General features: G+C 40.5%; 10 protein-coding genes. All 10 read left to right on the top strand.

Annotated elements, in window-relative coordinates; translation table 11 throughout:
• Positions 1-15: 15 nt before the first annotated feature.
• The 10 genes from hydA to odhB all read left to right on the top strand — a co-directional run bounded on the left by hydA (position 16) and on the right by odhB (position 13870).
• On the top strand, positions 16-1434 hold the full coding sequence (gene hydA, locus LC090_RS10810) for a dihydropyrimidinase (RefSeq protein WP_226657958.1): 1419 nt from the start codon (positions 16-18) through the stop codon (positions 1432-1434).
• 24 nt (positions 1435-1458) lie between these two features.
• The gene (locus LC090_RS10805; RefSeq protein WP_226657955.1) at positions 1459-2940 is read left to right on the top strand and encodes an NCS1 family transporter; all 1482 of its coding nucleotides are present in this window, start codon (positions 1459-1461) and stop codon (positions 2938-2940) included.
• A 4-nt stretch (positions 2941-2944) separates the two neighbouring features.
• Positions 2945-3175 (top strand): hypothetical protein, encoded by a 231-nt coding sequence (locus LC090_RS10800; protein ID WP_226657953.1) that lies wholly within the window; start codon positions 2945-2947, stop codon positions 3173-3175.
• 14 nt (positions 3176-3189) lie between these two features.
• On the top strand, positions 3190-3432 hold the full coding sequence (locus tag LC090_RS10795; RefSeq protein WP_226657950.1) for a hypothetical protein: 243 nt from the start codon (positions 3190-3192) through the stop codon (positions 3430-3432).
• 259 nt (positions 3433-3691) lie between these two features.
• A complete protein-coding gene (locus LC090_RS10790; RefSeq protein ID WP_226657948.1) occupies positions 3692-5290 on the top strand; it encodes a PucR family transcriptional regulator in 1599 nt (532 codons plus the stop codon).
• A 110-nt stretch (positions 5291-5400) separates the two neighbouring features.
• On the top strand, positions 5401-6867 hold the full coding sequence (locus LC090_RS10785) for a CoA-acylating methylmalonate-semialdehyde dehydrogenase (protein WP_226657946.1): 1467 nt from the start codon (positions 5401-5403) through the stop codon (positions 6865-6867).
• 15 nt (positions 6868-6882) lie between these two features.
• Positions 6883-8220, top strand: a complete 1338-nt coding sequence (locus LC090_RS10780) for an aspartate aminotransferase family protein (RefSeq protein ID WP_226657944.1) — start codon at positions 6883-6885, stop codon at positions 8218-8220.
• A 131-nt stretch (positions 8221-8351) separates the two neighbouring features.
• Complete coding sequence (locus tag LC090_RS10775) at positions 8352-9335, top strand: quinone oxidoreductase family protein (RefSeq protein ID WP_226657941.1); 984 nt, start codon at positions 8352-8354, stop codon at positions 9333-9335.
• A 391-nt stretch (positions 9336-9726) separates the two neighbouring features.
• Positions 9727-12585 carry a 2-oxoglutarate dehydrogenase E1 component gene (locus tag LC090_RS10770; RefSeq protein WP_226657939.1) on the top strand — a complete coding sequence of 953 codons (2859 nt, stop codon included), beginning with the start codon at positions 9727-9729 and terminating at the stop codon, positions 12583-12585.
• On the top strand, positions 12578-13870 hold the full coding sequence (gene odhB, locus LC090_RS10765) for a 2-oxoglutarate dehydrogenase complex dihydrolipoyllysine-residue succinyltransferase (RefSeq protein ID WP_226657936.1): 1293 nt from the start codon (positions 12578-12580) through the stop codon (positions 13868-13870). Before LC090_RS10770 ends, odhB begins: the two co-directional genes overlap by 8 nt.
• Positions 13871-13894 lie beyond the last annotated feature (24 nt).

The raw sequence follows: 13894 nt of genomic DNA, 5'->3' as shown, positions 1-13894 counted from the left end.
GTAGGAGGACTTAAAATGAAAAAAATCATTCGGAATGGAACGATTGTAACGGCAAGCGAAACGTATCAGGCAGATATTCTTATTTCAGATGGTGTCATCTCTTCTATCGGAATAAACATTGAAGCAGATGGTGCCGAAGTAATAGATGCGACTGACCGCTATGTGTTTCCTGGCGGGATTGATCCCCATACACATCTTGAAATGCCATTTGGCGGCACAGTAACAAAGGATGATTTTGAAACTGGAACGATTGCAGCAGCATTTGGTGGTACAACTTCTGTCATTGATTTTTGTCTTACTGAAAAAGGGAAACCTCTTTCTGAAGCAATTAAAACTTGGCATGACAAATCAAAAAATAAATCTGTTATCGACTATAGCTTTCATTTAATGATTAGTGAGATTAATGATGAGGTATTGGATCAATTACCTGATGTGATTAATCAAGAAGGAATTACATCTTTTAAAGTATTTATGGCGTATAAAAACGTCTTTCAAGCAGATGATGAAACCCTTTATCGTACGCTATTAGCTGCGAAAGAACATGGAGCGCTTGTTATGGTTCATGCAGAAAATGGAGATGTCATCGAATATTTAACGAAAGAAGCGTTAGCCAAGGGACAGACAGAGCCAATTTACCATGCTCTTACAAGACCACCTGAAGTGGAAGGAGAGGCGACCGGGCGTGCTGCACAATTAACGGGTCTTGCTTCATCTCAATTATATGTTGTTCATGTTAGCTGTAAAGAAGCAGCAGATAAAATTGCAGAAGCAAGAAAGAAAGGCTATGACATCCATGGGGAAACATGCCCGCAGTATCTTGTGCTCGATCAATCTTATTTAGAAAAACCAAATTTTGAAGGAGCAAAATATGTATGGAGCCCACCACTCCGTGAAAAGTGGAATCAAGAGGCACTCTGGAATGCCCTTAGGACGGGACAGCTAGAAACAATTGGTTCGGATCAGTGCTCTTTTGATTTTAATGGACAAAAAGATCTTGGACGAGATGATTTTACGAAAATTCCTAATGGCGGTCCTATGATTGAAGATCGATTTAGCATTCTTTTTTCAGAAGGAGTTCGAAAAGGCAGAATCTCATTAAATCAGTTTGTCGATATTACTTCTACAAAATCAGCTAAGCTATTTGGATTATTTCCAAAGAAAGGAACCATTTCGATTGGAGCAGACGCCGATTTAGTTATTTTTAATCCAGAAACAAAACGAAAAATTTCTGTCGATACCCACCATATGGCAGTTGACTACAATGCTTTCGAAGGGATGGAAGTGACTGGTGAGCCAGAAACCGTTCTTGTAAGAGGAGAGTTTGTTATTAAAAACAAACAATTTATTGGAACACCAGGTTCAGGACAATATTTGAAACGAGCAAAGTACGGCAAGACGACAAACATGGCAGACAAGCCGATGATGATCCAGTAAGAGAATGAAAAAGGAGATAGCTGAATGAAAAAAGAGGAAAGCTATTTAAAATCACCGGATCTTTTGCCAATTGCTCATAAAGATAAAAAAATCGGAACCGGTGGGTTTGCGATGATGTGGGTTGGGATGGCTGTAGTACTTGCAGCGTTTGCCATCGGTGGAGCCGGGGTTCAATCTTTATCACTGACCTGGGTAGTCGTTGCAACAATTATTGGAACCATTGGAATTGGATTGTTTATTACCGTCATAGGGGATATTGGCATTGAACACGGATTATCTTTTCCCGTCTATATGAGAGCGCCTTTTGGAACAATTGGCACCCACATCCCCTCTATCGTTAGAGGACTTGCAGCCTCATTTTGGTTTGGAATCAATACTTACTTTGGTGCAACGGCTATGAATGCGATTTTAAACGTTTTATTTGGATTTGATAACTGGTTCATTTGTTTCCTTATTTTTGCTACTGTACAACTGGTGAATACAGCACTTGGTATTAAGGCTGTAGAACGATTCGCAGATCTTGCTGCCCCGGTTATTATCATTATTTCAGTTTGGATGTATGCTTCTCTTTCAGATCAGGCTGTTGCAGAGGGGCGAGAAGTGTGGGCATGGATTGAAAGTCCTGTTACAGGAGGGGCTGCTGTTACCGCTTTTCTCGTCGTCATTTTTAGTAACATGGGATTCTGGGCAACAATTTCAGCTGATATTCCTTCAATATCACGCTTCATTAAAGCCCCTAAGTTTGAACGCAGTTGGGTGAAACGAAATAAAGGAACGCTTGTCGGGAGTATGGTCGCTTTACCAATTACGCAAACCTTTATGGTCGTGATCGGTGGTGTGTCGTACATTGCTGTATCAAATTACGATCCAGTAGTAGCGCTTCAAGAGGCGGCGACCGGTTTGATTTTGGGTGTACTTCTATTAATGATTGTTCTCGCACAGTGGTCTACAAATGTGTCCGCAAATCTCGTGCCAGCTGCAACCATTTTCTCAAATGTAGGTGGTCCAAAAGTTCCTTTTTGGGCGGGGGTATTTATAGCAGGGATTGTTGGATCAGTGGTACAGCCGTGGAGCCTATTTAATATCCTCATTCCCATTCTATTGATCGTTGGTGGCATCTTATCCGCAATTGTTGGTATTCTCTTCGCTGATTATTATCTTATACGAAAGAGAAGAGTTAATGTGCCAGACTTATATGAGCAAAACGGCCAATATCGATATATGAATGGCGTGAATTTGGCAGGGTTTATTGCCTGGATTATCGGTGGATTAGCTGCCTACTTTCTTTCGAATTACTCATTTTTAGTGGGATTTCTCGTAGGTGCAGGTACTTATTATGTTTTAGCTAAGTACTGGTGGTTCAAAAAATACAAACAAGCAGAATTGGATGATCCAAGTGACGAAAAATACCTCGGAATTACGGTTGGACGTGATTGGGTTATCGTAAGCGGTAGTGAATCGCAGGCTGTACAAGAAGTAGGGAGTGCACTTGACGAAGGGAGGTAAACTAATGAGAGAGCATCAGCAATACTTGATTGAACGAGAGAAGATCGACTACTTTATTGATCGCGGCTATCGCATTAATGGAATTACAGAGAATTTGAGCGGTGCGTTTATCGAGTTTATTTTAAAGGATGTTAAGTCAGATGAAATTTCTAATGAAACTCTTCATATTCAGACAGCAGATGGGAGAAAATATTTCTCAGCTCTTCTATTAAAGCAGATCCAATCCGTTACTTAAGGAGGGGGGAAGAAATGGAGTACAACTTGTATTCAAAAGATAGCGCTTATCCTTGTGAAGTAACCATTGATGAAGAAAATGGCCGCTATATGATAAGAAAAGCGGATACGAGTGGAGAAATATTTAATTCCGCTGCAGAACTAACGACTTGGATTCGATCCAATTGGAAAGAAAGTGACTTCCGAAGTAAGAAGCAGTACTATTATTTAATGGAGCTATTAGACGAATATGAATGGGAAGTAGAAACCGGGCAATAAATGCCCGGTGTTTTTTTATTTATCAATAAAATTTCATATACCGTATTAATATTACATAAAGACCACCGGTTATTATGACTTATTATGTCATAATATAGACAATAAGTAGAAATGATTTTAGTGATGTAGTAAAGTTAGTTTTGAAAGATGTAAGCGTTAACAAAAATGATAACTGAAAGATAATCTTCCGTATTCCCCCACATTTACGTAACTTCATGGTTAGATTAATCATATAATCTTCAGAAGAGGACGTGATTGAATGCTGCGAATGACCAGTTTAACAGTCCATGAAGTATTAGAAAGAGATCATTTTCATCATGCTACTGTCATAGCTGGAAAAGCGGGATTAGTTAGGCGGATCAAATGGGTACATGTCATGGAAGTAACGAGTGTAAAACAGCTATTACACGGTGAAGAATTAATTCTATCGACTGGTTTTGTATGGAAAGATAACCTGCACGTATTTCGTTCGATCGTAAAACAATTGATTCAGAGTCAAGCTGCTGGACTTTGCATTGAAATTGGTACATATATGGATCATATCCCTTCAGAAATTATTGAACTTGCTGATCAGCACGATTTTCCCATTATTGTATTTAAAAAGGAAGTTCGCTTTGTAGATATCACACAAGACCTTCATTCCCTTTTAATCGCTCATCATTATCAAATGATTTCAGACCTCGAACAATTTTCACAAGAGCTTAATCATCTCCTTCTTGTACCTGGTTGTTTAACGAAAATTTTATCCTTATTGTCTACTAAAACAGGTATGCAAGTCATTTATAATCCTAAGGAATCTGAAGCGATATTCGTACCGGAAGCCACCGAAGAAAAACGGGAGACTTTCTTGCATTTTCTAAAGATGCAACCAAATGGAAAAGGGCTCGTTCTTCAACCAGTTCGTGCGATGGATTATCATTTTGCAAACCTAATTCTTGTTCCAGCCCAACATGCGTCAGTCTCAGATTACGATATGCTCCTACTTGATCGAAGTGCGACGGCAATCGCTCAGTATCTCTTGCGTGAATTATATATAGAAGAGAAGAAGCGTGCACTTGAAACAGAGTGGTTATATGATTGGCTAGAAGGCAAACACACGGAAGAACGAATTTTATCTTACCTTGTTGACGTAGATGAAACATTGATTCCGCGCGGTCTTCACGTATGCACATGTAAATTTAAAAAACATCAAGATTCATACACCTCTTCTCAACTGACGTATTTCATGCTACTCATGCGGTCCGTATTTGAGCAAGAAGGTTTTTTTGTATTATCTTTAACAACTCGTAATAAGCTGATCATTATCATTTTAAACCGTCGTGCCGAAGAAAACGTGGAAGAACGGTTGCGGGAAGCTTTTACCCGTTTTCTTCAAAGTGATATTTTACAAAAAGAAACGGTGCCAGAAGTTGAAAGAATCGGAGTTGGGAAACATGTGCGCTTGTTAAAAGATATGCATAAAAGCTACGATTCTTCGCTTGAAACGATCACGATGAATGACAATGTACCTTCGCACACTTCACTGGTTACCTATTACACTGATTTTCATATTTATCGTATGATCTTACACCTGGCAAAAGGGAAAGAGCTCAAAGAATTTATGTATGATTATTTAAATCCAGTCATTGAATATGATGGAAAGAACAATAGCAACCTCTTAAACACCTTAAAAGTCTACATGGGCTGCAATGGTTCGAAAAAGGAAACAGCTGAACAACTCTATGTGGTAAGACAAACACTCTATCATCGCTTAGAAAAACTTGAGGAATTGTTGGGTTATGATTTTATGTGTTCTCCGAAACGATTAGCAATTGAATTTGCACTCCATGCATACAATTATTTAAAACAGCAGGACTAAAATGTGCAACGTGTACAATCGAAAACATATCCATGTTACGTTTTGTCTAATGAAGAGAAGTCATTACATCCCTACAATGAAGATAGAAACGAATTAAAGGAGGGCATGTAATGACCGTTGTAAAAAAGGACACCACGGTATTGAAAAACTTTGTAAACGGAGAATGGATAAATGCCAAAAGTGGAGAGACGCTTGAAGTTCCAAACCCTGCAACAAGTGAAAACCTCGCTAATGTGCCATTGTCATCAAAAGAGGATGTGGATTTAGCGGTTAGTGCTGCATCTGCTGCTTTTCAAACTTGGAGTAAAGTACCTGTTCCAAAAAGAGCGCGAATCCTGTTTAAATATCACTCTCTTCTAGTAAAACATCATGATGAACTAGCTGAACTTGTTGTAAAAGAAAATGGGAAAAGTTTTAAAGAAGCCCATGGGGAAGTCCTTCGTGGTATCGAGTGTGTGGAGTTTGCAACAGGTGCCCCTTCTTTGATGATGGGAGACAATCTTTCAACTATTGCTGAAAATATCGATTCAGAAATGTTCCGTTATCCCGTGGGTGTAGTAGGAGGCATTACACCTTTTAATTTTCCAATGATGGTTCCTCATTGGATGTTTCCACTCGCAATTGCCTGTGGCAATACATTTGTCTTAAAACCTTCTGAACGCACGCCAATTCTTGCTAACCGAATAGCTGAATTATTAACTGAAGCAGGCTTACCGAATGGGGTATTTAATATCGTCCACGGTGCACATGATGTTGTAAATGGCTTACTCGAGGCTCCCGATGTAAAAGCCATCTCATTCGTTGGATCACAGCCAGTTGCTAAATACGTCTATGAAGAGGCGGCTTCTCGTGGTAAAAGAGTGCAGGCACTTTCCGGAGCTAAAAATCATCATATTGTCATGCCAGATGCTGATATCGAGATAGCGGTACAGCAAGTGATTAGCTCAACTTTCGGTAGTGCAGGTCAGCGCTGTATGGCTTGTAGTGCGGTTGTAGTCGTTGGAGAAAGTGAGTCTTTTATTGCTGCACTCAAAGAAAAAGCAGATAACTTAAAAATGGGAAATGGCTTAGATGACGAAGTGCTCTTAACGCCCGTTATTCGAAAATCACATCTAGAAAAAGTACTAGGTTATATCGATAAAGGGTTAGAAGAGGGTGCAGCCTTGATTCGTGACGGCCGCAATGAGATGGACGCTCATAAAGAAGGAAACTTTCTTGGACCGACAATTTTTGATGAAGTAACACCTGAAATGACGATTGCAAAGGAAGAAATATTCGCACCCGTTCTAAGCTTATTACACGCCGATTCGATCGATTCAGCCTTAGGAATTCTGAAGAAGTCACGATATGGCAATGGGGCGACGATTTATACGAAAGACGCGGGAGCAATTAGACAATTCCGTGAAGAAGCAGATGCGGGGATGCTAGGTGTGAACGTTGGCGTACCAGCACCAATGGCATTTTTCCCTTTTTCAGGATGGAAAGATTCTTTTTATGGTGATCTGCATGCAAATGGAAAAGATGGTGTGAACTTTTATACGAGAAGAAAAATGATTACAACTCGCTTTGACTACTAGAAGGGAGTGAAGAGTATGCATACTGCTCACGAGAATCTCGCAGGAAAAGACGAGAAATACGTCTGGCATGCGATGCGACCATATGATCCAAAATCGACAATGGTGATTGAGAAAGCAAAAGGCGCCTGGTTATCCGATTATGAAGGCAATCAATTTCTCGATGCCATGGCAGGACTGTGGTGTGTGAATATCGGATATGGTCGAGAAGAACTCGCTCAGGTAGCCTTCGATCAGCTGAAAGAACTCTCATATTATCCCTTAACACATACACATGGACCGGCGATTAAATTAGCAGAGAAGTTAAATGAAATGCTCGGTGGAGGATATGTAATCTTTTTCTCCAACAGCGGTTCAGAAGCAAATGAAACTGCTTTTAAGATCGCCAGGCAATATCATGAGCAAAAAGGGGAAGGAAGCAGATATAAAATTGTTTCACGTTATCGAGCGTATCATGGAAATACGATGGGGTCATTAGCTGCAACAGGGCAGGCGCAGCGGAAATATAAATATGAACCGCTTGGCCAGGGTTTCTTACATGTCCAGCCACCAGATACGTATCGTGATTTCGACGACGATCGAGGAGAGCTCGCTTCGGTCAAAGCGGTTGACGATCTGATGACGTGGGAACTAAGTCAAACGGTAGCAGCCATGATCATGGAACCCATTATCACAGGTGGAGGAATCATCATGCCACCACAGGATTACATGAAATCCGTAAAGGAAGTGTGTGATAAGCACGGTGCTCTACTAATCTGTGATGAAGTCATTTGTGGCTTTGGAAGAACAGGAAAAGCATTTGGTTTCATGAATTATGATGTTAAGCCCGATATCGTCACAATGGCGAAGGGATTAACGAGTGGATATCTCCCTTTATCAGCTACCGCAGTGAAAGAAGAAATCTATGAAGCCTTTAAAGGGAAAGAGTCATATGATCACTTTCGACATATTAATACATTTGGAGGTAACCCAGCTTCATGCGCGCTTGCGTTAAAAAATTTAGAAATCATGGAGCGAGAAAAGCTGTTTGATCGCTCGAAAGAATTAGGGGAAAAGCTGAAGCTTCAATTAACAGACCGTTTGTCATCTCATGCCAATGTCGGGGATATCCGCGGAAAAGGGTTGCTGATTGGAATCGAACTTGTGGAAGACAAGAGATCCAAGAAACCGCTTGCGGTCAGTGAGCTTAATAAGGTGATCGGCTACTGCAAATCACAAGGAGTGATCATTGGAAAAAATGGTGATACAGTAGCAGGCTATAACAATGTTCTTACAATGGCACCTCCTTTAACTATCGAAGAAAAAGATATCGATTTACTTGTACAAACTGTGGTAGAAGGCTTAGCTCAATTATAAAGTGCGCCCCATGCGCACTTTTTTTATGTTTAAGAGTATATGAATCGCGAAAAAAGATTGAATAGTCAAATTAATTAGTTTATAGTAAAGGTGTTACATACTGACTGGTTAGTTTATAAAGGAGGATGAAAATGAAAGCGATACAATTAACAGAGTTTGGTGGACCGGAAGTATTAAAACTAATTGATTTAGATGTACCTGAGCCCAAAGGACACGAAGTTCTTATTGAAATTCAGGCAATTGGAGTAAATTATGCAGATACTGCTAGAAGAGAAGGGCAATATGTTGTAGATACACCGCTACCTTATGTACCAGGTTCTGAAGTAGCTGGCGTAGTGAAAGCTGTTGGAGAAAAAGTCACTTCTGTAAAACCAGGTTCTTCAGTTGTTACTTTATTAGGAACGAAAAATGCCACAGGCTATGCAGAGTATACGTTAGCTGATGAAAGAGGATTAATTGCCATTCCAGAAGGTGTAGATCCACAATATGCTGTAGCTCTCCCGTTACAGGGATTAAGTGCCTACCACACACTTAAGACTATGGGTCGATTTGAAAATGGAGAAACGGTTCTAATCCATGCAGCTGGCGGCGGGGTTGGAACGATTGCCGTACAGCTCGCTAGACTGTGGGGAGCTAAAACGATTATTGGCACAGCAAGCAGTGAAGAGAAAAGAAAGCTAGCCTCTGAAATGGGAGCAGATCTTACGGTAGATTATACGAAAGAAGGCTGGGAACAAAAAGTTTTAGATGCGACGGAAGGTAAAGGAGTAGACGTTATTCTTGAAATGGCAGGAGGAGACATTTTCAAGAAATCGTTGAAGTGTCTCGCTCCTTTCGGCAGACTTGTTATTTATGGGGTAGCAAGTGGAGAGCAAAGCCGCTTTTATCCATCGTCCCTAATGGAGAAAAACCAATCAGTAATTGGCTTTTTCCTTCCACAGATGATGCGTAAGCCTTCACTCTATCAGAAGAGTTTAGAAGAACTTCTCACCTATATGCAGAGTGGAGAACTGAAATTGACGATCGGCGGCGTTTTTGATTTAGAAAAAGCGGCTGATGTGCACCGTATGCTTCAAGGTCGTCAAACAAAAGGGAAGTTAATCCTAACCCCTTGATTAGGATTAAAAATAGGTATAAATCAAACAAAGACAACCAAATTTGGTTGTCTTTTTATTTCGGAAAAATTAGATTTCATATTCTCTGTTAGAAAATCCACATTCCCTATTCACTAAGCTAACACTTTGTGGTAATTTAGTATTGCACTGTGTTAATATTCGAAAAATTTTTCAGCGGAAGTTGAAGTTATTGAAATTTTTTTCGGGAATTTGCTTGAAAGTTTTGTGGGCAATCTAATACTATGCTAAAATATCAATGAAAGCGTTTTTTTAAAAGAATGTTTCAAAAAGTGAAAAGAGTGTAAAGAACAAGTAAGAAACTAATCTTAATTTAGATGCGAATCATTAATTGCATAAATTAAGATTAAACCCAGCAGGGAGGTAGCATGCTTTGAATACCAAACAGTCCAGAGTGGAACATCCATGGCAAGAATTTTATGGACCAAACCTTGGCTATGCCATTGAATTATACGAGAAATATCAAGAGGATCCTGAGTCAGTTGATCCGGAAATGCGCCAGAAATTTGATCAGTGGGGACCACCGCCTTCTTCACAGGAAGTCATTGAATCTACAGGTCAGCCCGCAAATCTCAAAAAGGTTATTTCTGCTGTTAAGTTAGCCGACAATATTCGTACATATGGACATTTAGCAGCAGCAATTAATCCGCTAACAAATGAGAAATCGGATCAAGATTTTATGACACCTCAAACTTACGGGCTTTCTGATGAAGACTTGAAAGCGATTCCTGCTCAAGTTATCTGGGAGAAAGCACCTAAGGAAGTTAGCAATGGATTACAGGCGATTCAAAAACTTCAGGATCTATATACAAAATCCATGTCTTATGAGTTTACTCATGTTCATGCTGAAGATGAGCGCAAATGGTTAGATGAGATGGTGGAGAATGATTCTGTAAGCCGCACGCTTACGAATGATGATCGTAAAGCTTTACTTAGGAGATTAACAGAAGTAGAAGGGTTTGAAAAATTCCTTCACAAAACATTTGTAGGTCAAAAGCGGTTCTCAATTGAAGGCGTTGACGCTATGGTACCAATGCTTGATGACGTTATTAAATGCGGGGCAAGCGATGGCGCTAAGAACGTGATGATTGGAATGGCTCACCGTGGTCGATTAAATGTTCTTACACACGTTTTAAATAAACCCTATGAAAAGATTTTTTCTGAGTTCCACCATGCGCCTAACAAAGAACTTGTTCCATCTGAAGGATCAATGGGTATTAACTATGGTTGGACAGGTGATGTAAAGTATCACATGGGTGCTGACAGACAAATCGAGGATTCGGAAACAGCGAGTGCAACGATTACACTAGCCAATAACCCAAGTCACCTTGAATTTGTTGATCCCGTTGTAGAGGGCTATGCACGCGCAGCTCAAGAAACTCGTGGTGAAAAAGGTGAACCGAAACAAGATTTCACAAAATCATTTGCAATATTAATTCATGGTGATGCAGCTTTCCCTGGCGAAGGTGTAGTAGCGGAAACACTTAACTTAAGTCAGTTGAAAGGATACCATACAGGCGGTACCATTCACATCATCGCAAATAACCAGCTAGGTTTTACAACTGAAAGTACGGATTCAAGATCAACAAAGTATGCAAGCGATCTGGCAAAAGGGTACGAAATTCCGATCGTTCATGTGAATGCGGATGACCCGGAAGCTTGTCTTGCTGCTATGCATCTTGCCTATGAGTATCGTATGAAATTTAATAAAGACTTTCTCATTGATTTAATTGGCTATCGTCGATTTGGTCATAACGAAATGGATGATCCAGCTGTTACTCAGCCTCATCTATACGAAAAAATCAAAAATCATCCTACCGTTCGAGCAAGCTACGCAAAGTATTTAACTGACCAAAACGTTATTGAAGATGGTCATGGAGAAAAGTTGGATGAAGAAGTCCTTTCTGAGCTTCAAACCGAATACGACAAGATTGCTAAAGGTGGAGAAGGCGATGGAGAAGTACAGGAGCTTCAGCCACCTAAAGAAATCGTAAAGGGTCTTCCTTCGATCGATACAGCTGTGTCATTAGAAACGCTAAAAGATATTAACAATCAACTTTTAACACGTCCGGATGGTTTCAATGTCTATCCTAAGCTTGAACGTATTTTAAAACGCAGACTTGATATGTTAGAAGAAGGCGGTAAGGTAGATTGGGCATTGGGTGAAACACTCGCCTTTGCTTCAATTCTTGGCGACGGCACACCAATTCGGATTACAGGTCAGGACTCTCAGCGCGGAACGTTTGCTCAGCGTCATCTTGTTCTTCATGATAAAGAAACTGGTGAGACCTTCTGTCCGTTACATGAGTTACCAGAGGCAAAATCATCGTTTGCCATTCATAACAGTCCACTTTCTGAAGCATCAGTCGTTGGCTTTGAGTACGGATATAACGTTTTTGCTCCAGAAACGCTTGTTATTTGGGAAGCGCAATATGGCGATTTCGCGAATGCGGCTCAAGTCATCTTTGATCAGTTCGTTTCAGCAGGTAGAGCAAAATGGGGACAAAAATCGGGAATGGTCCTTCTCTTGCCTCATGGTTACGAAGGCCAGGGACCTGAACATTCTAGTGGTCGAGTTGAACGATTCCTTACTCTAGCTGCAGAAAACAACTGGACAGTAGCTAATTTAACGAGTGCGGCTCAATACTTCCATATTCTAAGAAGACAAGCTGCCATCTTAGAAAAGCAAGAAGTGCGTCCACTTGTCATTATGACACCGAAGAGCCTTCTACGTAATCAACGCACATCATCTCCTGGTTTTGAATTTAGTCAGGGTCAATTTTTAAGCGTTGTTGAGCAGGCAGGTCTTGGTGAAAAGAAAGATAAAGTAGAACGTATTGTATTATGTACTGGTAAAGTAGCAGTCGATCTTGCTACTGAAATAGAGTCTTCTGATGAGAAGTACGATTGGCTTCACGTTCTTAGAGTGGAGCAGCTTTATCCATTTCCAGATGAAGAAGTGAAAAACATCTTTGACCGTTATTCAAACGTTAAAGAAATTATCTGGTTGCAAGAGGAGCCAAAGAATATGGGTTCCTGGAATTACATCTCACCACGTCTTCAAGAGACGGCCCCAGAAGGCGTTTCTGTAAGCTATGTAGGACGTCCGGATCGCTCAAGTCCAGCAGGCGGAGAACCTAATGTGCATAAAAAAGATCAAGACAGAATTATTCAAGAAGTTCTAGAACCATCCAAAACTGTTTCCCATCAAGGAGGTAATCGTCGTGATTGAAGTTAAAGTACCAGAACTAGCAGAATCCATTACAGAAGGTACCATTTCTCAATGGTTAATCAAAGTAGGCGACAAAGTTGAAAAAGGTGACAACCTTGTTGAGCTTGAAACAGATAAAGTAAACATTGAAGTGAGTGCAGAAAATGACGGCGTCATTGAAGAGCTTTTGAAAGAGCCAGGTGATAATGTAGAAGTTGGCGAAATTATTGCTTATCTCGGCAATGGTGAAGGTAGTTCTTCTAAATCGTCAGATCAAGGTTCTTCTGAAAAAACAGAAGCGAAAAAAGAAGAAAAAGAATCACCTGAGGAAGCAAAATCAGAGCAGGAGTCTAAGGCTCATGCATCAGAGTCATCTGAAGAAAAATCTGAGAATGGTCGCACAGTAGCTTCACCTTCTGCTAGAAAGCTAGCAAGAGAACTAGGTGTTGATTTGAATAATGTTGAAACACGCGATCCATTAGGTCGTGTTCGCCCTGATGATGTGAAAGCACATGCAGACAAAGCGAACAAACAAGAAGCGCCTAAGGAAAAGAAACAAGAGGCACCTAAGCAACAAAAGCAATCTCCTGACGCGAACGACGGTAAACCTGTTGAACGTGTGAAAATGTCTCGACGTCGTCAAACGATCGCAAAACGTCTTGTGGAAGTCCAGCATACAGCAGCGATGCTAACAACGTTTAACGAAGTAGACATGACCGCCATTATGGAACTTCGTAAGCGTCGTAAAGATAAATTTCTTGAAGATAATGATGTGAAACTTGGCTTTATGTCTTTCTTCACGAAAGCAGTTGTAGGCGCGCTTAAGAAATATCCTCGTCTAAACGCTGAAATTCAGGATACTGATATTGTACTGAAGAAATTCTATGATATTGGTATCGCTGTAGGGGCAGAAGAAGGTCTTGTCGTTCCAGTTGTACGTGATGCGGACAAGCTATCATTTGCAGGTATTGAACAAGAAATTGGTAATCTTGCAAAGAAAGCACGCGACAATAAGCTTAAGCTTGATGAACTACAAGGTGGCTCATTTACGATTACTAACGGAGGGATTTTTGGATCAATGCTTTCAACGCCGATTCTAAATGCACCTCAAGTTGGTATTCTAGGAATGCACAAAATTCAGTGGCGTCCTGTCGCAATCGATCAGGAACGAATGGAAAATCGTCCTATGATGTACATTGCGCTATCGTATGATCATCGTATTGTTGACGGTGGAGAAGCGGTTAGCTTTCTTGCGAAAATTAAAGAACTTCTTGAAGATCCTGAGCAGCTTCTTCTTGAAGGTTAAAACGTTCGAACCTGGATCCTAGGA

This window comes from Guptibacillus hwajinpoensis (assembly GCF_020524165.1).
In the GTDB taxonomy this organism is placed as follows: domain Bacteria; phylum Bacillota; class Bacilli; order Bacillales; family Guptibacillaceae; genus Guptibacillus; species Guptibacillus hwajinpoensis_D.
The sequence above is the reverse complement of the archived record's forward strand: the minus strand, read 5'-3'. Positions and strand labels throughout refer to the sequence as shown.